We start from the raw sequence: 20420 nt of genomic DNA, 5'->3' as shown, positions 1-20420 counted from the left end.
GGCCTTCGACCACACCGGTCGAAGGCCCCTTCTTCTTGTTCGCCGTCTACCGGACATCCCGCGACGCAGGGTGAGTCCGGAAAACCTCAGACCGTCCGGGGGCGGCCGGCGATCACGCCGAACACCGACTGGACCGCGACGACGACCAGGAGCACCACCATCGAGGCCGACCAGGCTCCCGTCACGTCGTGCAGGACGCCGAACAGGAACGGGCCGAAGGACGCGATCAGGTACCCGATGCTCTGCGACATCGCCGAGAGCGAGCTGGTGTCGGCCGCGTTGGCCGTGCGCAGCGAGATGAGCACCAGCGCCAGCGGGAACGCGCTCATGCCGATGCCGATCGCCACCGCCCACACGACCGGCATGCTCATCGGCGCCAGCAGCAGGCCGAGCATGCCGATGATGTTGAGCGCCGCGAGCCCGATCGCCCAGGCGGACTGGCTGCGGGTCTTGGTCACCAGCGGCGGCAGGATCATGTTGATCGGCACCCCGACCAGCAGCAGCAGGCCGAGCAGCATGCCCGCTGTGGTGCCGTCCATCCCGGCGCCCTTGAACACCTCGGGCAGCCAGCCCATCACGACGTAGGCGACCAGCGACTGCAGCGCGAAGTACCCGGTGATCACCCACGCCAGCGGGCTGCGCATCAGCGATCGCCGGGGCCCGGCGGAAGCGGTCACCTGGCGCGCCGACGAGCGGCGGGCCGTGGCGGGCACCCACACGCACAGCGCGGCCAGGGCCACCACTGCCCAGGTGGCCAGCGCGAGCCGCCAGCTGCCGGTGGAGGAGTTCAGGTAAGGCGTCAGGGCCGAGCCGAGCGAACCACCCGCGGCCATCGCCGTCGTGTAGAGCGCGGTCGCCATCCCGACCTTGGTCGGGAACGACTCCTTGACCACCACCGGGATCAGCACGTTGCACATCGCGATCGCCGCGCACACCAGGACCGTGCCGCTGAGCACCGTCCACGGGCCGCCGACGGTCCGCACCAGCATCGCGGCGGTCAGCACCGCCAGCGAGAGCGCGATGACCTTGTTGATGCCCATCCGCCGCGCCAGCAGCGGCGCACCGATGCCCGCCACGCCGAAGCACAGCGTGGGAACCGACGTCACGACGCTCGCCCAGGTGCTGGACGCGCCGAGCGAGTCCCGCACCTCACCGAGCACCGATGCCAGGCTGGTGACCGCGGGGCGCATGTTCGCCGCCGCGAGCGCCACGCCGGCGAGCAGCAGGCCGCCACCGGCGGTCGCGAGATGCCGGTTCGGGTTGACGGTTTCGACGGCACCGTCGTTCTCGCGCGTGAGCGCGTCCGGGTGCACGTCGGCGGGGAGTCGGGTGGCATCCTGGTCAGCCACATGGTCAGGGGCGTGCTGGGTACGTGACTCGCTGGACATCACGACCTAGTATGTCAAACGTAGGATGTTTGGACGAAAGGACCTGTCAGTGCCTTTGGTCACCGCCAAACGGACCGGGCTGGTCGATCAGGTCATCGCCCAGATCCGCGAGCTCGTGACGTCCGGGGAATGGCCGCTCGGCGAGAAGATCCCGCCCGAGGCCGAACTGGTCGCCGCGCTCGGCGTCGGGCGCAACACCGTCCGGGAGGCGGTGCGCGCGCTCTCGCACGCCGGATTGCTGGAGGTCCGCCAGGGCGACGGCACGTTCGTGCGCGCCACCAACGAGATCTCCGGCGCGGTCCGCAAGCTGTGCGGGCCGGAGCTGCGCCAGATCCTGGAGGTGCGGCGCGCGCTGGAGGTCGAGGGCGCGCGGCTGGCCGCGCGGGCGCGCACCGAGGAAGAGCTGCGGCAGATGTCGGACTGCCTGGCCGAGCGGGACACCGCCGTGCGGAACCGGGACAGCGAAGCGGTCATCACCACCGACACCGAGTTCCACCGGGTCCTGGTCGCGGCCTCGCACAACCCGGTGCTGATCTCGCTCTACGACGGGATCCGCGAAGCGGTGACCTCCAGCGTGGCGACCACCTTCAACCCCGAGATCCCGCCGGAGCAGCACGTTTCGCACACAGCGCTGCTCACCGCGGTGCGCGACGGCGACCCGCGCCGGGCGGCGGAGGAAGCGGGCGGGTTCCTGGACGAGCTGCTCGCCCAGATGGGCACTGAGAGCCTGTCGGCGAAGCCGTCCACGCCGGAGTAAGCGGCGGCAGCCGCTTGGGCCACCTACGCAGGTCGACTACCGGCGGGTTCTGGGTGTTTTCCGGCGAGGACGGCCCCTCCGCCGTGTGTTGGACGGGGCGCCCGCAGTCCAGGGAAGTACTCAGGTTCCGCCGAGCGACCACCCCATCAGCGCTCAGGCCGAGGAGTCCAGCCAGTAGTCGGTCCCGACGTCGAAGGCCTCCGCGCCGGCCGGCGCCACCCAGGACGCCGCGATCACGCCGGTGGCGAAGCCGCCGCCACCTGAGCGCCCCTGCGCTGGCAGCAGCTGGACCGATGGTGCGCCGAACCGGGTGATCACGATCTCCTCCCCCGACTCGGCGCGGTCCAGCAGCTCGACCAACCGCTCGCGTGCTTCGTCAACGGAAAACTCGGCAGCCATGCCGACGACGTTACCCGCGTCACAGCGCGAAATCCCGCATTCGGCCGCAGGACTCAGCCGAAACCGCGGCGCAGCGTCGGCAGACCGGCGGGCGGACCTCCGTCGAGCAGCCGCCGCAGGGCGTCGGTGTCCAGGTGCTTCGCCACCAGGTCGCCGAGCAGGTCGAGCTGCCCGGCGCGGATGTCGGCGAACACCGTGTCACCGGCCGGTTCGAAGCCGTCCCGCCCGGCGCGCCGGGCCGCCCAGCGCAGGAACTCCCGCCGGAAGCCGTCGTTCTCGAACAGCCCGTGCCAGTGCGTCCCGAGCACGGATTCGGCGATGCCGCCCTCCGGCTGCCCGTCGGAGGTGGTGACCAGCGGTTCGAGCTCGCCGCGGCGGCGGGGCAGCCCGTGGTGGATCTCGTAGCCGGAAACCGGCTCGCCGAACGCACGACCGCTGGGCCGCGCCAGGGTCTTCGACGGCGCGAACTCGATCTCCACGTCCAGCAGCCCGAGCCCGTCGACCGCACCGGCTCCCGATTCGACCTCGTCGTGGATGCGCCGGGTCAGCATCTGGAAACCGCCGCAGATCCCGGCCACCGGCAGCCCCGCGCGGGCGTGCGCACCGATCGCATCGGCCAGCCCGCTGCTGCGCAGCCACGCCAGGTCCGCGACGGTCGACTTGGAGCCGGGCAGCACCACCAGATCGGCATCGGACAACCGCGACGGCTCGGTCACGAAGCGCACCGCCACGCCCGGCTCGGCGGCCAGCGCTTCGACGTCCGTGGCGTTGGAGATCCGCGGGAGCCGCGGCACCGCCACCCGCAGCCACTGCCCGCCACGGGGCGGAGCCGGTCGCCCGACGACCCCGTCCGCGGCGTAGGACAGCGAGTCCTCGGCGTCCAGCCACAGCTCCTCGGCCCACGGCAGCACGCCGTGCACCGGGCGTCCGGTCAGCTCGCGCAGCTGCTCCAGCCCGGGCTCCAGCAGCGCCGGGTCGCCGCGGAACTTGTTGATCACGAACCCGGCGATCAGGGCCTGGTCCGCCGCGTCCAGCAGCGCGAGAGTGCCGAAGAGCTGCGCGAACACACCACCGCGATCGATGTCGCCGACCACCACGGTCGGCAGCCCGGCAGCCTGCGCCAGCCCCATGTTCGCGATGTCGTTGGCCCGCAGGTTGATCTCCGCGGGCGACCCGGCGCCCTCGCAGATGACGTGGTCGAACTCGGCCCGCAGCCCTTCCAGCGTGGCCACGACGGTGTCCAGCAGGGCGGCCTTGCGCGCCCGGTAGGACATCGCGGTCACCTCGCCCGCGACCCGCCCGAGCACCACGACCTGCGAACTGCGGTCGCTCCCGGGCTTGAGCAGCACCGGGTTGAACCGCACCGAGGGTTCGAGCCCGCACGCCGCGGCCTGCACCGCCTGAGCCCGCCCGATCTCACCGCCATCAGGGGTGACGACCGAGTTGTTGGACATGTTCTGGGCCTTGAACGGGGCCACCCGGGCACCGCTGCGCGCCAGCCACCGGCAGATCCCGGCCGTGACGACGCTCTTCCCGGCATCCGAGGTGGTCCCGGCCACCAGCAACGCGTTCACCGGCGGATCAGGGCAGCGTCAGGATCTCGTTGCCGTCCTCGGTGATCAGGATGGTGTGCTCGAACTGGGCCGTCCAGCTCTTGTCCTTGGTGGTGACCGTCCAGCCGTCGTCCCACATGTCGTACTCGTGGGTGCCGAGGGTGATCATCGGCTCGATGGTGAAGGTCATGCCCGGCTCCAGGACGGTCTGCACCGACGGCTCGTCGTAGTGCAGGATCACCAGTCCGCTGTGGAAGGAGCGGCCGATGCCGTGGCCGGTGAAGTCGCGGACCACGCCGTAGCCGAAGCGCTTGGCGTAGGACTCGATGACGCGGCCGATCACGTTCAGCTGGCGGCCGGGCTTGGCCGCCTTGATGCCGCGCATCAAGGCCTCGTGGGTGCGCTCGACCAGCAGCCGCACCTCCTCGGAGACCTCACCGGCCAGGAAGGTCGCGTTGGTGTCGCCGTGCACGCCGCCGACGAACCCGGTGACGTCGACGTTGACGATGTCGCCGTCCTCGATGACCGTCGAGTCCGGGATGCCGTGGCAGATCACCTCGTTCAGCGAGGTGCAGGAGGACTTCGGGAAGCCCCGGTAGCCGAGCGTCGACGGGTACACGCCGTGGTCGCAGAAGAACTCGTGCACGACCGCGTCGACCTGGTCGGTGGTCGCGCCCGGCTGCACCGCCTTGCCCGCCTCGACCAGCGCCTGCGCGGCGAGCTTGCCCGCGACCCGCATCGCTTCGATGATCTCGGGCGTCTGCACGTCGGGGTCGGTGCCGCGCTTGGGAGCCGGCTTGTCGACGTACTCGGGACGCTCGATGTGCGCGGGGACAGGGCGGCGCGGCGTCTGCACGCCTGGCTGCAACGGAGCTCGAACCGGCATGGCCCCACTCTAACCGCGCCTCCGCACCGGCCTCAGCGCGGTGACCGCGGTCGAGCACCAGGTCTCCGCGGTCCAGCCGGACGGGTGTCGCGGCCGCGGTGAAGGGGACCCCCGGTCAGTTCGCGCCCGGTGATGCGGTGGCCAGGCCTGCTTCCTCCGCGGCGGCCAGCAGCGCCGGGTCGTAGGACAGGTAGGCCACCAGGCCGTCCTTGATCTTGCAGGCGGAGGCCAGGTGGATGGCGTCCACCGGCCCCACCCGGGCCTGCAGCTCGCTGGCCGCGTCCAGCACGTCCTGCTTCACCGGCAGGTGGTCGATCTTGGAGATGATGATCGAGGCCAGGTCCACGGCGTGCGGCCCGATCTCGCGGAAGGTCCGCAGCACGTCGACCTTCGACAGCGCGCTGGTCACCCTCGGGTGCTCCCAGTGCTCGCGGATCCACTGGCTCAGCGCCGCGCTCTCCGGCTCGGGGGCGATCAGCTTGATCAGCGCGGAGGAATCGAAGTAGATCAAAACCGCTCCTGTTCACGCCTGCGCAGCAGCCGGTCGGACACGCTCGGGGTGGGCGCTGCGGGCAACGGTCCGGGCAGCTCGCCGCCGTCACCGGGCACCAGCTCCCCGGCCGCGACGAGCTCGTCGTACAGGGCTTGGTCACGCGTGGGCGGAGCCAGCACCGCGACGGTGCGACCGCGGTCGGTCACCAGGATCGACTCGCCTGCGGCGACCCGCTTCAGGTACCGGCTCGCGTTCTGCCGCAGCTCGCGCACACCGATCCGCTCCATGCGCTACAAAGTAGCACAATGATCACGCCCCGCGATCACCCGAACACGTGACGCGATCAGCTCACCGACAGGAACCGCCGCGCCGCGTCGACCGCCGGCCCGGACGAGCCCGCGTCGGTGACCAGCACCGCGAACGCCACGTCGCCGCGGTAGCCGACGAACCAGCCGTGCGAGCGGGTGCCGTCGCCGAACTGCGCGGTGCCGGTCTTGCCGCGGACCTCGCCGGAACCGGCCAGCCCGGTCGCGGTGCCGTCGGTGACCACTTCGCGCATCATCTGCCGGAGCTGGTCGAGGGACTGCGGCGACGGCGGCTGCGGGGTGGCGTCGGCCTTGGTCGGCAGGCCGCGGATCAGCGTGGGCACCGGCATCCGCCCCTCGGCGATCGACGCGGTGACCAGCGCCATGCCGAACGGGCTGGCCAGCACCGTGCCCTGGCCGATGCCGTTCTCGGCCCGCTGGACCACGGTGTCGGCCGGCGGCACCTTGCCGGTGATCGTGGTCGCGCCCGGCATGTCGAAGTCCACGCCCAGCCCGAGCCGGTGCGCGGAGTCGGTCAGCGCGGAGGCGGGCAGGTCCACCGCCAGCTGCGCGAACGTGGTGTTGCAGGACCGCGCGAAGGCCGTGTGCAGCGGCACCCGGCCGAGCTCGAACTCCTTGTCGTTGGGCAGCACCCGGCCGTCGAAGGCCTTCTTGGCCGGGCATTCCACCACGGTGTTGGCGTCGACCTTGCCCGCTTCGAGCCCGGCCGTCGCGGTCACCGTCTTGAACGTGGAGCCGGGCGGGTACTGGCCGGACAGCGCGACCGGGCCCTGCGCGTCGGCCGCGGAGTTCTGCGCGACCGCGAGCACCTCGCCGCTGGACGGCTGCACGGCCACCAGCATCGAGGCCTGCGGGATCTGGTCCACCGCCTGCTCGGCGGCGCGCTGGGTGCGGTCGCCGAGGGTCACCGTCAGCGGCTCGGCCGGCCGCTCGGCGACGCTGTGCAGCTCGGCCGCCTCGCTGCCCGCCGCGTCCACCGCGACGACCCGCCAGCCGGCGTTGGCCGAGACCTGCTCGTCGGCCTTGCGCGCCACTCCGGCCAGCACCTGCGAGCCGTAGCCGCGCTCGCCGGCCACCAGCCGCGTCTGCGCCGGGAAGCGCACCCCGGGCAGGTCGTAGATCTGCGACCGGACCCGCTCGTAATCGCCCTGGCGCAGGGTGACCACCGCGTACGGCTGGCCCGGCGGCGTGCGACCGACACCGTCCATGATGGACTGCTGGGTGATCGCGGGTTCGATGGTGCCCAGCGCACCGGCCAGCGCGCCCGCCACCTTCGGCACGTCCCCGGCCTCCTGCGCGCTGAGGCTGACCGTGACCAGCTGCTCCGGCCGCATCATCGCCACGCCGTCGCGGTCGAGCACCGGTGCCGGGTCGGGGAGTTCCTCGCGGAAGGCGAGGTTCTGCCCGGGCTGGAGCTGCGGGTGCAGCACGCTCGGCGCCCAGCGGACCTTCCAGCCCTGCTCGCCCTCCACGAGCTTGAGCTCGCTCGGGTACTCCCAGACCTTGCCCGCCCCGAAGTCCCAGGACAGGTCGAACTTCGCGGTCGGCGTGCCCTGCTGATCATCGGCGACTTGCCGGACCGTCGCGTGCACGGCCTCCGGGGACATGCTGCGCCGCGCCGCCTCCACCGCCTGCCGCGCCTGCTCGGGGTTGTCGCTCTGAGCAGCCGCGCCCGCCGCGTCCCCGGCCGCCACAGCGTTCACGAACGCCGTCGCGACGTCCTCCTCCGACGGCCCGGTGCTGCAGGAGGCCAGCGGCACGAGCAGCAGGGCGGCGATCCCGGCGAAGATCCGCTTGGAAACCATGTCCGCGAGTATGCCGAAACACACCGAATCCTCCACCCCGTTTTCGGCGCCCCGGAAGGCGTTCGGGACGGCGGTGCGGGGCATGCGGCCCCGGGGTCAGAGCAGGACGGTGGAGAAGGAGCCGATGCGGCGGAATCCGACCTTGCGGTAGGCCAGCCGGGCGGCGACGTTGTAGTCGTTGACGTACAAGCTCGCGGTGCGGCCCAGGCCGCGCACCAAGCGGTCGGCGACCGCCGCGGTGCCCGCGGTGCCCAGCCCGGTGCTGCGCCGGTCCGGGTGCACCCAGACGCCCTGGATCTGGCCGACGGTGCGCGACATGGCACCGATCTCGGCCTTGAACACGACTTCGCCGCCTTCGAAGCGGGCGAACGCCCGGCCGCTCGCGATCAGGTCGGCCACCCGCGCCCGGTAGCTCGCCGCGCCGCCGTCGCTGCACGGGTCGACGCCGACCTCTTCGGTGAACATCGCGATCGCCGCGGGCAGGTAGCGATCCAGCTCGTCCGGACGTACCTGGCGCACCAGCGGATCGGGAGCGATGCGCGGCGATTCCGCCAGCACCATGAGCGGCTGCTCGGCACGGATGTCGCGCGCCGGTCCCCACTGCGCGGCGACCTCGTCCCACAGCGCCAGCACCTGCTCGGTCGGTCCGACCAGCGAGGAGCACACCCGGCGACGGCGCAGCGCCCGGTCGGCGAAGGCGCGCATCGCGTCCGGCCCACCGCGCAGCGGGATCAGGTTCGCGCCCGAGAAGCACATGCCGGAGAGCTTGCTGCCGTAACCCCACAGCTCGCCGCCGAGGCGCAGCGGGTGGAGGCCGGCCTCCTCGACCCGGGCGGCGACCATGCAAGCCGCGACCGGCGCGGAATCCAGCACGGAGCGGACCAGCATCGCGTCCCGCTCCTCCAACAGCCGTGCACCGGCTAGCTTGAGCACCTGCCAAGACTGCCAGAAACGCCGCCCGCGCAACTCCCCCGGCCGGGAAGCGTTGCTCCCGGACAGCCCGCGCTCACCCATTCGGGGCAACCCGATGGGCGCGATCACCCGGGCACGAGCGGGCGCGGTGGACGCAGATGATCGGCCGCCCCCGAACCGGGGACGGCCGATCCAGCGGGCTCAACCGACCGTCACGACCGGAGCGTCACCGTCGGCGGGCTCCATGTCCTCGGCGATTCGCATGGCCTCTTCGATCAGCGTCTCGACGATCTTGTGCTCGGGCACGGTCTTGATGACCTCGCCCTTGACGAAGATCTGCCCCTTGCCGTTGCCGGAGGCGACACCCAGGTCCGCCTCGCGGGCCTCGCCCGGGCCGTTGACGACGCAGCCCATGACCGCGACCCGCAGCGGCACCTCCATGCCCTCCAGCCCGGCGGTCACCTCGTCGGCCAGCTTGTAGACGTCGACCTGGGCGCGGCCGCAGGACGGGCAGGACACGATCTCCAGCTTGCGCGGGCGCAGGTTCAGCGACTGCAGGATCTGCGTGCCGACCTTGATCTCCTCGACCGGCGGCGCGGACAGCGAGACGCGGATCGTGTCGCCGATGCCCTGCCGCAGCAGCGCGCCGAAGGCGACCGCGGACTTGATCGTGCCCTGGAACGCCGGTCCGGCCTCGGTGACGCCGAGGTGCAGCGGGTAGTCGCACTGCTCGGCCAGGATCTCGTAGGCGCGCACCATCACGACCGGGTCGTTGTGCTTCACCGAGATCTTCAGGTCGTGGAAGTCGTGCTCGGCGAACAGGCTCGCCTCCCACAGCGCCGACTCGGCCAGCGCCTCCGGGGTGGCCTTGCCGTACTTCTGCATCAGCCGCGGGTCCAGCGACCCGGCGTTGACGCCGATCCGGATCGGCGTGCCGTGGTCCTTGGCGGCCTGCGCGATCTCCTTGACCTTGTCGTCGAACTTCTTGATGTTGCCCGGGTTGACCCGCACCGCGGCGCACCCGGCCTCGATCGCCGCGAAGACGTACTTCGGCTGGAAGTGGATGTCGGCGATGACCGGGATCTGCGACTTCTTCGCGATCGCCGGCAGCGCCTCGGCGTCATCGGCACTCGGGCAGGCCACCCGCACGATGTCGCAGCCCGCGGCGGTCAGCTCGGCGATCTGCTGCAGCGTGGCGTTGATGTCCGCGGTGACGGTCGTGGTCATGCTCTGCACCGAGATCGGCGACTCGCTGCCCACACCGACCGCTCCGACCTGCAACTGCCGGGTCTTGCGCCGTTCCGCGAGCACCGGCGCCACGGCCGCGGGCATGCCCAGATCGACGGTCATCGAAACCTCTCCACCTCTATCTGGTGTTCTTCGGCGGCTGCCACCGCCTGCGCTCCACGATACCGGCGACCCTTCATCCGGCCGGACGTCACGGTCGTAGGACGGATCACGTTGCGTGATCGTTTCGGTCGGTCAAGGTCGTGTTCAGCGCAATTCCACCTGGCCACGGTCACTCGTTCGCACAAGCCTCGGATTTGAGCCGTCGGAGCCGCTGAGCCCGCGTCTGCGCCGCAGCAGTTCTTCACCCATCGGTGTCCAATTTGCCCCCGGCCCCGCGCGCCGGATGCCCGTGAGCGTTTCGGGGCGCTATGGCACCCCGAAACGCTCACGGGATCTGACCACCGGAAACAGCCGCGCTAGAAGAGCTTCACCGGGTTCACCACGTCGGCGACCAGGACCAGCAGCGAGTACGCGATGAAGATCAGGCTGATCGCGTACGCCAGCGGCATCAGCCGCGCCGTGTCGAACGGGCCCGGGTCCGGCCGCCGGAACAGCTTGTTGAAGCCGCGGCGGATCGACTCCCACAGCGCACCGGCGATGTGCCCGCCGTCCAGCGGCAGCAGCGGCAGCATGTTGAACACGAACAGCGAGAGGTTCACCCCGGCCAGCAGGTTGAACATCAGCATGATCCGGGCGTCCACGCCGATCTCATCGGAGGCCAGTACCTCGCCGCCCAGCCGGCTCGCGCCGACGATGCCGACCGGCGAGTCGGCGTGCCGCTCACCCCCGAAGATCGCCGAGACCAGGTCCGGCACCCGCTGCGGCAGCTCGATGACCTTCTCCGCGGTGAGGCTGACGAACCCGCCGATGGTGCTCACCACACCGCCGATGTCCTGCTTGACCAGCACCTGCGTCGGGGTCAGGCCGAGGAAGCCGACCGTCTCGTACTCGCTGGTCGAGCCGATCTTCGGCATCTGGTTCTGCATCAGGTCCGGGTTCAGCGTGACGCGCTGCCCGGCGCGCTCGACCACCACCGGCACCGGGCCGGTCGAACCGCGGATGGCCAGCTGCAGGTCTTCCCAGGTGGTGTAGGGCTTGCCGTTGAACTCCAGGATCCGGTCACCGGGCCGGAAGCCCGCCGCCGCGGCCGGGGAGGGCGGCGCGCCCGCCGGGCAGCGGTCGGTGGCCGGTGCGTCGGCGGGCAGCACGCACTCGCTGACCGCGGAGACCGTGGTGGTCGGCGTCAGGATGCCGTGGCCCATCAGGATCGCGGCGAAGATGCCGACCGCCAGGATGAGGTTCATCACCGGCCCGGCCACCATCACGATGATCCGCTTCCACGGGCTGCGCTGGTAGAACTGCTTGTGCGCGTCCTCGGGCGTGATCTCCTCGGCGGACATCTGCCGGGCGTCCTCGACCATCGCCCGCCACGGGGCGGAGGAGGCGGTGCGCCCGTACTTCTCGTCCTTCTTCGGCGGGAACATGCCGATCATCCGGATGTAGCCGCCGAACGGGATCATCTTGATCCCGTACTCGGTGTCGCCCTTCTTCCGGGACCAGATGGTGCGGCCGAAGCCGACCATGTACTGGGTGACCTTGATCCCGAACAGCTTCGCGGCCGCCAGGTGGCCCAGCTCGTGCCACGCGATGGAGAACAGCAGCCCGAAGAAGAAGATCAAGATGCCAACGACGACCAGCACTACTCCGCCTTCCCCGCGGCCACCAACTCGTTGGCCCTGTTCCGCGCCCAGGCCTCGGCCGCGAAGACCTCGTCCAAGCTCGACGGCGCGGACCGCCACTGGTCGGCCCCGGCGAGCACGTCACCCACAGTTTGCACGATTCCGGTGAAGCCGAGACGGCCGTCCACGAAAGCCGCCAGCGCTTCCTCGTTGGCCGCGTTGTAGACGGCCGGGAGGCAGCCGCCGCCGGAACCGGCCGCGCGGGCCAGCTCGATCGCCGGGAACGCCTCGTCGTCGACCGGCTCGAAGGTCCACTCCTGCGCCTTCGAGAAGTCCAGCGCGGGAGCGGCCCCGGGCACCCGGCGCGGCCACTCCAGGCTCATCGCGATCGGGATGCGCATGTTCGGCGGGCTGGCCTGGGCGATCGTCGAGCCGTCCGCGTAGGTGACCATCGAGTGCACGATGGACTGCGGGTGCACCGCCACCTCGATGCGGTCGTAGCCGATGCCGAACAGCAGGTGCGCCTCGATCAGCTCCAGGCCCTTGTTCACCAGGGTCGCCGAGTTGATGGTGACCACGCTGCCCATCGACCAGGTCGGGTGCGCCAGCGCCTGCTGCACCGTGACGTCGACCAGCTCGTCGCGTTTGCGGCCGCGGAAGGGCCCGCCGGAGGCGGTCAGCACCAGCTTCTCGACCTCCTCGGAGCGCCCGCCGAGCAGGCACTGCGCGAGCGCCGAGTGCTCGGAGTCGACCGGCACGATCTGCCCGGGCGCGGCCGCGTCGAGCACCAGCGAACCGCCCGCGATCAGCGATTCCTTGTTCGCCAGCGCCAGCTGGGAGCCGGTGGCCAGCGCGGCCAGGGTCGGTTTGAGGCCGCGGGAGCCGTCGACGCCGTTGAGGATCACGTCGGCCGGGGTGGACTCGATGAGATCGGTCACCGCGTCCGGGCCGGTCAGCAGGTCGGGCAGCGGGGCTGCGGCCGCACCGCGCGACGCTGCTTCGGCCCGGAGGGCGAGGTGGAGGTCTTCGACGACGCTGCTGTCGGCCACCGCGACGGTCCTGACCTGGAACTCGATCGCCTGCGCGGCCAGCGTCAGCGGATCGCTGCCGCCCGCGGCCAGGCCGGCGACCCGGAAGCGGTCCGGGTTGTTCCTGATCACGTCCAGTGCCTGGGTGCCGATGGAACCGGTGGAGCCGAGCACCAGGACGGTGCGCGGGCCGGGAGCGCTCTGTTTCGGGGTGTCGGCGTGCATCACCGCCATTGTCCCCGAAGGAGGTGAGCGGAAGTCGCTCGCGGTGCACAAATCACCATCGGGGGTCACGATCTGGCCATAGAACGTTGCACGGAGGAGGTCGGCCATGGGAATCATCGGATGGATCGTGCTCGGACTCATCGTGGGCGCGCTGGCCAAGGCGATCATGCCCGGCAAGGACGGCGGCGGGATCCTCGTCACGATGCTGCTCGGGGTCGTCGGTGCCTTCGTCGGCGGCCTGATCGGCAACTGGGTCTTCGGCGTGGGCATCGACCGGTTCTGGTCGCTGAGCACCTGGATCCTGGCCGTCGTGGGTTCGCTGATCGTGCTGGGCGGCTACCGGGCGATCATCGGCCGCAAGTCGGCATCGCACGGCTGACCCGCTCCGGGGGTGTCGCGGAAGGGGCTTCCGCGACACCCTTTTCGCTGCTCGCGCCGAGACGGGCGGACGCCACCGCACCGACGGCGTGTGCGAGGATGGGCGGGTGGATCACCGGTCGGTGTTCCGCACTTCGAGCATCATCACCCGGCCCGCGCGGCCGGGCGTGGCACCAGGAGGGGAACGTGGCGAGCACCGAGCTGGAGAAGAAGCCCAGCCAGGCCATCGACCCGGCCGATGAACCGTCGGTCGAGTGGGGCTGGCACGGCGGTTTCCCGAAGGCGACGCAGATCGCCGGTTGGTTCTCCGTCTTCGCGTGCCTGATCATGCTGGTCGGCAACCACCAGGGCATCATCAGCGGTGGCGGCCAGTTCAAGACCGAGGACATGTGGCTGATCATCATCGCGGCGGGCCTGGCCATCGGTCTGCTGTTCGACCTGCGCCGCCGGAAGACCGCCTGGCGCCGCTGACGCGAGACCACGAGAACGCCGCTTCCGGATCCCGGAAGCGGCGTTCTGCGTTTCAGCGGCGGTGAACCTCGGAGTTCCCGCCTTCCGTGCTTCGAAATGTCGTGAGTGCGACCGCGCCTCGCACTCACGACACAGAGCTTCGGGCCTCGGCGCGGCCGCTCCGCCCGCCCAAGCAGCTTGCACCGCCACCCGCACCGCTACGCAGAACGAGTCTGGAAACAGCTACAAGGTTCAGACCGTGATGCCGGTGAGGACCGTCACGTGCTCCTGGGTGAGGTCGAGCATTGCCGCGTGCACGCCTTCTCGGCCGACGCCGGATTCCTTCACGCCGCCGTAGGGCATCTGGTCGGCGCGGAAGCTGGGCACGTCGCCGATGATCACACCACCGACCTCCAGCTCCGCCGCGGCGCGGAAGGCCAGCTGCAGGTCGCGGGTGAACACCCCGGCCTGCAGGCCGTAGCGGGAGGCGTTGACCTTCTCGAACGCCTCGTCCACCGAATCCACCGGCGCCAGCACCAGCAGCGGGCCGAAGACCTCCTCGCAGGAGACCTTCGCGTCCTCCGGGACGCCGGCCAGCACCGTCGGGGCGAAGGTGGCGCCCTCGCGGGAGCCGCCGGTGAGCACCTCGGCGCCCGCGTCGACGGCCTCGCCGACCCAGGCCTCCAGCCGCGCCGCGGCGTCCTCGTTGATCATCGGGCCGACCTTGGTCGCAGGGTCCTTCGGGTCGCCGGTGACCTGCGACTCCACCGCCTTCACCACGCGGGCGGCCAGCTCGTCGTAGCTGTCGCGGTGGACGTAGACGCGCTGCACGGAGATGCACGACTGCCCGGCCTGGTACATCGCGAAGGTCGCGATCCGGTCCGCGGCGGAGTCCAGGTCCGTCCAGGTCTGGTCGACGACGACCGCGGCGTTGCCGCCGAGCTCCAGCGTCACGTGCTTGCGCGGCGCGGCGTCGCGGATGCCCCAGCCGATCGGACCGGACCCGGTGAAGGAGACCACCGGCAGCCGCGGGTCGGCGACCAGCTCGGCGGCCTTGTCGTTGCTGGTGGTCAGCACCGACCAGGAGCCGGCGGGCAGCTCGGTCTCGGCCAGGATCTCGCCCAGCAGCAGCGCGGACAGCGGCGTCTTCGGCGCGGGCTTGAGCACGATCGGCGCGCCGACGGCCAGCGCCGGGGCGACCTTGTGCGCCACCAGGTTGAGCGGGAAGTTGAACGGCGAGATGCCGAGCACGGGCCCGCGCGGGACGCGGCGGACCAGCGCCATCCGGCCGGTGCCGCCGGGATCGGTGTCCAGCCGCTGCAGGTCGCCGGAGAACCGGCGGGCCTCCTCCGCGCCCCACCGGAAGGTGGAGACGGCGCGGGCCACCTCGCCGCGGGCCCAGCTGATCGGCTTGCCGTTCTCAGCGGTGATCAGCTGCGCGATCTCCTCGGCCCGCTCTTCGAGCCGCCGGGTCACGTGGTCCAGCGCGGCGGCCCGCACGTGCGCGGGCGTGGTGGCGAACTCCTTGCGCACCGCGTCCGCGGCGGCGACGGCGCGCTCCACATCGGCGTCGGTGGCGTAGCACGTGGTGGCGACCGCCGAGCCGTCGTAGGGGTGCCGCACCTCGAACGTCGCGTCGCTGATGACCCGCTCGCCAGCGACCCAGTTCCCGATGACCGATGACATCGGCTGCCTCCTGTCGTTTCCGATCCTGCCCAGACGCTACGACCGGAACCGATCTCCCCGCACTGCCAATCCGTACACAGCCACGACCGCGACTGTCCAAACCGTCCCGGGCTGCTACGGCTCGCGGGCGAAGGTCGCGCAATCCGGGCACTCGTCGAGGTACCGGTGGCGACACTCGACGGTGTGCTGGAGGAAGACGATGGCCGCCTGCCTGCCGGCCACCTCGCTCTCGAGCTCGGCGATCTTCGCCTCGATCACCGCCTGCGCCGCTTCCTTCGTCGGCGCCATGGCAGCGGTGACCTCCGGCAGGGAGAGCCCCACCCGCCGCAGCTTGAGCACGGTGCGGGCCCGCTCCAGCGCGGCGTCGTCGTAGATCCGGTAGCCCTTGCCGTCGCGGCGCACGTCGAGCGCTCCGACCTGCTCCCAGTGGCGCAGCACGTGGGCCTCGATCCCGAGTTCCGCGGCTGCCTCTCCGATCGTCCGCAATTCGGCCTTGCCTTCATGTCGACCTGAACCCATAGCTTGCCCAGCATGACCGAATCCCCGCACCGCACGGGCACTTCCCACGATCCGATCCTCGTCACCGGCGCGGCGGGCAACCTGGGGCGCGCGGTCGTCGACCGCCTCGTCGCCCGCGGTGCCCGAGTGCGGTGCCTCGACCGGCACCCGGTGGACGAGCGTCCCGGCGTGGAGGCGGTGGTCGGCGATCTGACCGACCCGGCAGTCCTCCGGACCGCGCTGAGCGGCGTCGACGCCGTCCTGCTGATCTGGCCGCTGCTCGACGCCGCACCGGCCCGCGCCGTGCTGCCGGAGCTCGCCCGCGCGTCGCCGCGCGTCGTCTACCTCTCGTCCTCCGCCATCGACGACGATCGCGCTCGTCAGACGGACCCGATCGTCCAGGTGCACGCGGATCTGGAAGCGCTGCTCATGGATGCCGGGCTGCGTCCGGTGGTGCTGCGCAGCGACACGATGGCCTCCAACGTCCGCGGGTGGGCCGCGCAGCTGCGCGCGGGCGATGTCGTGGCCGGGCCGGACATCGCCCGAACAGCCGTGGTCGACGAACGCGACGTCGCAGATGCGGCCGTGACCGCCCTGCTCGCGGAACGGTTCGACCGCGGCCCGCACGTGCTCACCGGGCCGGAGGTGCTCAGCCGCGCCGATCAGGTCGCGCAGCTCGGCGCGGCTCTGGGACGCCGGCTGCGCTTCGAGCCGGTCCGCACCGACATCGCGCGATCGCAGATGCTCGCGGACGGCCGACCGGCGGCACTGGTGGAGGCGCTGATCGCCGCGTCCGAGCACCGGTTGGAGGCGACCCGCACCACCGGCTGCGTGGAACGCCTCACCGGCCACCCGGCCCGGACGTTCGCGCAGTGGGCCGTCGACCACGCCGCCGAGTTCCGCTGACAAGGTGGTCGCCCGTGAGTGTTTCGGGGCGCTATGGCACCCCGAAACACTCACGGCGTCCGGTCAGGCGTGGCTGTGCATCACGTGCTTGATGCGCGTGTAGTCCTCGAATCCGTAGCGGGAGAGGTCCTTGCCGTAGCCCGAGTGCTTGAAGCCGCCGTGGGGCATCTCCGCGACCAGGACCATGTGGGCGTTCACCCAGACGCAGCCGAAGTCCAGGTCCGCGGTGCAGCGCTGGGCCCGGCCGTGATCGCGGGTCCAGACGCTGGCCGCCAGTGCGTAGTCCACGTCGTTGGCCAGGCCCAGGGCTTCCGCCTCGTCGGAGAACTGCTGGACGGTGAGCACCGGGCCGAAGATCTCCTCCTGCACCGGCTCGTCTTCCTGGCGGACACCGGCGAGCACCGTGGGCGCGAAGAAGCAGCCCTCGTCGCCGATCCGCTCGCCGCCGGTGAGCACCTGGGCGTGCTCCGGCAAGCGGTCGATGATGCCCTGCACGCGTGCCAGCTGGGCGGCGTTGTTCAGCGGCCCGAGATCGGCGTCCACATCGGACGGCGGGCCGGGGCGCAGGGCGCGGACCTCCTCGACCAGCAGCCGGGTGAACTCCTCGGCCACCGATCGCTCCACCAGCACCCGGGTCGCAGCGGTGCAGTCCTGACCGGCGTTGAACGTGCCCGCGGCCGCGATGCCCACCGCCGCCGCCTTCAGATCCGCGTCGGCGAACACCAGCGCGGGCGCCTTCCCGCCCAGTTCCAGGTGCACGCGCTTGACGTCCTCGGCCGCCGCCGCGGCCACCTGCCTGCCTGCCCGGGTGGAGCCGGTGATCGACACCATCGCCGCGGCCGAGTCGGCGACCACCGCTTGGCCGGTCTCCCGGTCGCCGCACACGACGTTGAGCACGCCGGGCGGGAGGATCTCCGCCGCCACCTCGGCGAGCAGCACCGCGGACACCGGCGTGGTGTCGGCGGGCTTGAGCACCACGGTGTTGCCCGCCGCGATCGCCGGGGCGATCTTCCACACCGCCATCAGCAGCGGGTAGTTCCAGGGCGCCACCTGGCCGACCACGCCGACCGGCTCCCGCCGCACGTAGGAGGTGTGCTCGGGCGTGTACTCCGCGGCGGCGGTGCCCTCGAGCACCCGCGCCGCGCCGGCGAAGAACCGGATCTGGTCGATGGCGGCCTCGACCTCCTCGCTGCGGGTGGCGGCCACCGGTTTGCCGGTGTTCTCCACCTCCGCCGCGACGAACTCCTCGGCGCGCCGCTCGACCTCGTCGGCCAGCCGCAGCAGCAGCCGCTGCCGGTCGGCGGGCGTGGTGCGCCGCCACTGCGCGAACGCCGTCCGGGCCGCCGCGTACGCCGCCCCGACGTCCTCGGCGGACGAAAGCGGCGCGGTGCCGAAGACCGCTCCGGTGCAGGGGTCGATCAGATCGGTGGTGAGGCCGCTGCGGGCGTCCACCGCCCGGCCGTCGATGATGTTGCGGATCCGGCGCATCAGCGTCCTCCTGGCAGGATGCAGAGCAGGTCGTACAGCACGTGAGCAGCGGCGATGCCGGTGATCTCGGCGTGGTCGTAGGCCGGGGCGACCTCCACCAGGTCCGCGCCGACCACGTTGAGGTCGGCCAGCCCGCGCACCACTTCCAGCAGCTCGCGGCTGGACAGCCCGCCCGCCTCGGGAGTTCCGGTGCCGGGCGCGAACGCCGGGTCGAGCACGTCGATGTCGATGGACAGGTACACCGGCCGCGATCCGAGGCGGGCGCGGATGCGCTCGATGATGGTGTCCAGCGGGGTCCGGGCGAACTCGCGGCTGTGCACCGCCGCGAAGCCCAGCCGCTCGCTCTCGTCGAGGTCGAGCTTCGAGTACAGCGGGCCGCGCAGCCCGACGTGCATGGAGTGCTCGAAGTCGATCAGGCCTTCCTCGGCGGCGCGGCGGAACGGGGTGCCGTGCGTGTGGGGCGCGCCGAAGTAGGTGTCCCAGGTGTCCAGGTGCGCGTCGAAGTGCAGCACCGCGATCGGCCCGTGCCGCTCGTGCTGCACCCGCAGCAGCGGCAGCGCGATGGTGTGGTCACCGCCGATGGTCAGCAGCGTGCGGCGGGTGCCGGACAGCTCCCGCGCACTGCGCTCGATGGTGCCGATGGCTTCCTGGATGTCGAACGGGTTCACCCCGACGTCGCCCGCGTCGGCGACCTGCCGCACGGCGAACGGCTCGGCGTCCATCGCCGGGTTGTACGGCCGCAGCAGGCGGGAGCTCTGCCGCACGTGGTTGGGGCCGAACCGGGCACCGGGCCGGTAGCTGACGCCGGTGTCGAAGGGCACGCCCCAGAGCAGCACGTCGGCGTCCGGCACGTCGGCGAGCCGGGGCAGCCGCGCGAACGTGGTGTCCCCGCCGTAGCGCGGCACGCGCGTGGCGTCGACCGGACCGATCGGTTCGTTCATGCTCTCGTTCCTCACTGCTCGGCCGCCAGGATCTCCGCGGCGGTGCGCTTGCCGGACTCGATCGCACCGTCGATGAAGGCCCGCCAGCGGCGCGCGGTGTGCGAACCGCTGAAGTGCACGCGCCCCTCGGTCCGGCCCACGCACAGCTCGTACTCGGCGAACTGCCCGGCGCGGAAGGTCGCCCACGTGCCCTTGGAGTACTCGTCGTGCACCCAAGCGTGCGAGTGCGCGTCGAGAACTTCCGCTTCCGGCGCGAACTCCCGCACCGCGCGCTGCACGTCGGCGAGGTCGGTGGCGTCGACGCGGTCGTGCTCGGGGGCGAAGCAGACCAGCACCACGCCGCGTTCGGTGGTCTTCATCGCGCCGACGTAGTCGAAGCTGGTCCCCCAGCCGAAACCGCTGATGTCCTCGGGCACGTTGCGTGCCAGCGCCCAGACCTTCTGGCCCTGCCCGGCGTGGTTCTCCCGGGAGATCGCCAGCTTGTCCGCGGGCAGCGCCGGGGAGAACTCGATGTCCTGCCACACGCCGACGGGCGTGGTCATGACCACGCGGTCCGCCCGCACCGCACCGCCGTCGTAGGTGACCGTGACGCCCTCCTCGTCGGACTCGACCTTGCGCACCGGGCTGGACAGCCGCAGCTGCGCGCCGCCGTCGGCCAGGATCGCCCGCGCCAGCGACGCGGTGCCGTCGGTGAAGGTGAAGCCCAGCACGCTGGCCTGCACCATGCCCCACAGCGAACTGTCCATTGAGGAGCACCAGCGGAGGATGTCCAGCGCCGACCCGGTGTCCTCGTTCGCGTTGGCGCAGCCGCAGAACCAGGACATCATCAGTTCCTTGGCGTTGCCCTTCAGACCGGCGTTCTCGGCCCACTGCCGGATCGGCACGTCGAGGTCGGCGACGTCCTGCTCGGACAGCGGCCGCAGCGGGTCGAACCGGGACGCGTCGGCGATCAGCGCCCGCACGGCGTGCTCCAGCTGCTCGTACTCCTGCGGCGGCACCGGCAGCAGGGTGTCCAGCACCGTGCCGTGGTCGGACCAGGTCATCCGGCCGGGCAGCTCGCTGTCCTCCACCGGGATGCCGTAGCGCTGCACCTCGGCCCACACGTGGGTCTGCTGCGGGACGATCCAGGTACCGCCCATCTCCAGCCCGACGCCGTCGAACACGTCCGGCTGGTACCAGGTCGAGCCGCCGATGCGGTCCCGGGCCTCCAGGACCAGCACGTCCTTGCCCGCTTCGCGCAGGTCGCGCGCGGCGGTGAGCCCGGCGAAGCCGGCACCGATGACGACCACGTCGTGACGATCCATGCTTGCACTTCCTCGTTCGCTCTACAGA

20 protein-coding genes are annotated in these 20420 nt (G+C 71.4%); 4 read left to right on the top strand and 16 right to left on the bottom strand.

Annotated elements, in window-relative coordinates:
- Positions 1–86: 86 nt before the first annotated feature.
- Positions 87–1349 (bottom strand): CynX/NimT family MFS transporter, encoded by a 1263-nt coding sequence (locus ATL45_RS21140; protein WP_246025465.1) that lies wholly within the window; start codon positions 1347–1349, stop codon positions 87–89.
- Between the two features lie 88 nt (positions 1350–1437).
- Here ATL45_RS21140 and ATL45_RS21135 point away from each other — a divergent pair, with 88 nt between their 5' ends.
- Positions 1438–2145: a FadR/GntR family transcriptional regulator gene (locus ATL45_RS21135; RefSeq protein WP_093146593.1), complete on the top strand. Its 708-nt coding sequence runs from the start codon at positions 1438–1440 to the stop codon at positions 2143–2145.
- Between the two features lie 153 nt (positions 2146–2298).
- On the opposite strand, the gene ATL45_RS21130 is transcribed toward ATL45_RS21135, so the two are convergent.
- From ATL45_RS21130 to dxr, 10 genes are all read right to left on the bottom strand, one after another.
- Positions 2299–2544 (bottom strand): type II toxin-antitoxin system Phd/YefM family antitoxin, encoded by a 246-nt coding sequence (locus ATL45_RS21130; protein WP_093146594.1) that lies wholly within the window; start codon positions 2542–2544, stop codon positions 2299–2301.
- A 53-nt stretch (positions 2545–2597) separates the two neighbouring features.
- On the bottom strand, positions 2598–4118 hold the full coding sequence (locus tag ATL45_RS21125) for a cobyric acid synthase (RefSeq protein WP_093146595.1): 1521 nt from the start codon (positions 4116–4118) through the stop codon (positions 2598–2600).
- 7 nt (positions 4119–4125) lie between these two features.
- The gene (gene map / locus ATL45_RS21120; protein WP_093146596.1) at positions 4126–4983 is read right to left on the bottom strand and encodes a type I methionyl aminopeptidase; all 858 of its coding nucleotides are present in this window, start codon (positions 4981–4983) and stop codon (positions 4126–4128) included.
- Positions 4984–5098: 115 nt separating this feature from the next.
- A complete protein-coding gene (locus tag ATL45_RS21115) occupies positions 5099–5494 on the bottom strand; it encodes a type II toxin-antitoxin system VapC family toxin (protein ID WP_093146597.1) in 396 nt (131 codons plus the stop codon).
- Positions 5491–5763 (bottom strand): type II toxin-antitoxin system Phd/YefM family antitoxin, encoded by a 273-nt coding sequence (locus ATL45_RS21110; RefSeq protein WP_093146598.1) that lies wholly within the window; start codon positions 5761–5763, stop codon positions 5491–5493. The genes ATL45_RS21115 and ATL45_RS21110 overlap by 4 nt, the downstream gene beginning before the upstream one ends.
- A 56-nt stretch (positions 5764–5819) precedes the next feature.
- Positions 5820–7607, bottom strand: coding sequence for a penicillin-binding transpeptidase domain-containing protein (locus ATL45_RS21105; protein ID WP_093146599.1), 1788 nt, complete (start codon positions 7605–7607; stop codon positions 5820–5822).
- 96 nt (positions 7608–7703) lie between these two features.
- Positions 7704–8540, bottom strand: coding sequence for a GNAT family N-acetyltransferase (locus ATL45_RS21100; RefSeq protein ID WP_093146600.1), 837 nt, complete (start codon positions 8538–8540; stop codon positions 7704–7706).
- A gap of 180 nt (positions 8541–8720) precedes the next feature.
- Positions 8721–9869 (bottom strand): flavodoxin-dependent (E)-4-hydroxy-3-methylbut-2-enyl-diphosphate synthase, encoded by a 1149-nt coding sequence (ispG, locus tag ATL45_RS21095; protein WP_093146601.1) that lies wholly within the window; start codon positions 9867–9869, stop codon positions 8721–8723.
- Positions 9870–10225: 356 nt separating this feature from the next.
- Complete coding sequence (locus ATL45_RS21090) at positions 10226–11509, bottom strand: M50 family metallopeptidase (RefSeq protein ID WP_093146602.1); 1284 nt, start codon at positions 11507–11509, stop codon at positions 10226–10228.
- Positions 11509–12750, bottom strand: a complete 1242-nt coding sequence (gene dxr, locus ATL45_RS21085; protein ID WP_093146603.1) for a 1-deoxy-D-xylulose-5-phosphate reductoisomerase — start codon at positions 12748–12750, stop codon at positions 11509–11511. The genes ATL45_RS21090 and dxr overlap by 1 nt, the downstream gene beginning before the upstream one ends.
- Before the next feature lie 97 nt (positions 12751–12847).
- Between dxr and ATL45_RS21080 the strand changes: the two genes are divergently transcribed.
- Both ATL45_RS21080 and ATL45_RS21075 read left to right on the top strand, forming a co-directional pair.
- The gene (locus ATL45_RS21080) at positions 12848–13120 is read left to right on the top strand and encodes a GlsB/YeaQ/YmgE family stress response membrane protein (protein WP_093146604.1); all 273 of its coding nucleotides are present in this window, start codon (positions 12848–12850) and stop codon (positions 13118–13120) included.
- A gap of 185 nt (positions 13121–13305) precedes the next feature.
- Positions 13306–13590: a DUF2631 domain-containing protein gene (locus ATL45_RS21075; protein WP_093146605.1), complete on the top strand. Its 285-nt coding sequence runs from the start codon at positions 13306–13308 to the stop codon at positions 13588–13590.
- Between the two features lie 231 nt (positions 13591–13821).
- Here ATL45_RS21075 and ATL45_RS21070 read toward each other — a convergent pair whose 3' ends face one another.
- Together ATL45_RS21070 and ATL45_RS21065 are read right to left on the bottom strand one after the other, a co-directional pair.
- Positions 13822–15255, bottom strand: a complete 1434-nt coding sequence (locus ATL45_RS21070; protein WP_093146606.1) for an aldehyde dehydrogenase family protein — start codon at positions 15253–15255, stop codon at positions 13822–13824.
- 114 nt (positions 15256–15369) lie between these two features.
- Positions 15370–15741, bottom strand: a complete 372-nt coding sequence (locus ATL45_RS21065; RefSeq protein ID WP_211841253.1) for a MerR family transcriptional regulator — start codon at positions 15739–15741, stop codon at positions 15370–15372.
- 45 nt (positions 15742–15786) lie between these two features.
- On the opposite strand from ATL45_RS21065, the gene ATL45_RS21060 reads away from it, so the two are divergent.
- A complete protein-coding gene (locus tag ATL45_RS21060; protein ID WP_093146608.1) occupies positions 15787–16659 on the top strand; it encodes an NmrA family NAD(P)-binding protein in 873 nt (290 codons plus the stop codon).
- Between the two features lie 63 nt (positions 16660–16722).
- Here ATL45_RS21060 and ATL45_RS21055 read toward each other — a convergent pair whose 3' ends face one another.
- Genes ATL45_RS21055 through ATL45_RS21045 form a run of 3 tightly spaced genes read right to left on the bottom strand, consistent with a single transcriptional unit; the run spans position 16723 to position 20392 of the window.
- On the bottom strand, positions 16723–18147 hold the full coding sequence (locus ATL45_RS21055) for an aminobutyraldehyde dehydrogenase (RefSeq protein ID WP_093146609.1): 1425 nt from the start codon (positions 18145–18147) through the stop codon (positions 16723–16725).
- The gene (speB, locus tag ATL45_RS21050; RefSeq protein ID WP_093146610.1) at positions 18147–19088 is read right to left on the bottom strand and encodes an agmatinase; all 942 of its coding nucleotides are present in this window, start codon (positions 19086–19088) and stop codon (positions 18147–18149) included. Before speB ends, ATL45_RS21055 begins: the two co-directional genes overlap by 1 nt.
- Before the next feature lie 11 nt (positions 19089–19099).
- Complete coding sequence (locus ATL45_RS21045; RefSeq protein WP_093146611.1) at positions 19100–20392, bottom strand: flavin monoamine oxidase family protein; 1293 nt, start codon at positions 20390–20392, stop codon at positions 19100–19102.
- Positions 20393–20420 lie beyond the last annotated feature (28 nt).

Origin of the sequence: Saccharopolyspora antimicrobica, from assembly GCF_003635025.1 — a bacterium.
Classification (GTDB): Bacteria; Actinomycetota; Actinomycetes; order Mycobacteriales; family Pseudonocardiaceae; genus Saccharopolyspora; species Saccharopolyspora antimicrobica.
This window is presented reverse-complemented; position numbering and strand designations above follow the sequence as displayed.

What these genes read in the sequence shown, in the direction of transcription:
- ATL45_RS21130 (WP_093146594.1), bottom strand. Translation starts at nt 2,544, where the DNA reads ATGGCTGCCGAGTTTTCCGTTGACGAAGCACGCGAGCGGTTGGTCGAG.
- map (WP_093146596.1), bottom strand. Translation starts at nt 4,983, where the DNA reads ATGCCGGTTCGAGCTCCGTTGCAGCCAGGCGTGCAGACGCCGCGCCGC.
- ATL45_RS21110 (WP_093146598.1), bottom strand. Translation starts at nt 5,763, where the DNA reads ATGGAGCGGATCGGTGTGCGCGAGCTGCGGCAGAACGCGAGCCGGTAC.
- ATL45_RS21105 (WP_093146599.1), bottom strand. Translation starts at nt 7,607, where the DNA reads ATGGTTTCCAAGCGGATCTTCGCCGGGATCGCCGCCCTGCTGCTCGTG.
- ispG (WP_093146601.1), bottom strand. Translation starts at nt 9,869, where the DNA reads ATGACCGTCGATCTGGGCATGCCCGCGGCCGTGGCGCCGGTGCTCGCG.
- dxr (WP_093146603.1), bottom strand. Translation starts at nt 12,750, where the DNA reads ATGGCGGTGATGCACGCCGACACCCCGAAACAGAGCGCTCCCGGCCCG.
- ATL45_RS21080 (WP_093146604.1), top strand. Translation starts at nt 12,848, where the DNA reads ATGGGAATCATCGGATGGATCGTGCTCGGACTCATCGTGGGCGCGCTG.
- ATL45_RS21070 (WP_093146606.1), bottom strand. Translation starts at nt 15,255, where the DNA reads ATGTCATCGGTCATCGGGAACTGGGTCGCTGGCGAGCGGGTCATCAGC.
- ATL45_RS21060 (WP_093146608.1), top strand. Translation starts at nt 15,787, where the DNA reads ATGACCGAATCCCCGCACCGCACGGGCACTTCCCACGATCCGATCCTC.
- ATL45_RS21055 (WP_093146609.1), bottom strand. Translation starts at nt 18,147, where the DNA reads ATGCGCCGGATCCGCAACATCATCGACGGCCGGGCGGTGGACGCCCGC.
- speB (WP_093146610.1), bottom strand. Translation starts at nt 19,088, where the DNA reads ATGAACGAACCGATCGGTCCGGTCGACGCCACGCGCGTGCCGCGCTAC.
- ATL45_RS21045 (WP_093146611.1), bottom strand. Translation starts at nt 20,392, where the DNA reads ATGGATCGTCACGACGTGGTCGTCATCGGTGCCGGCTTCGCCGGGCTC.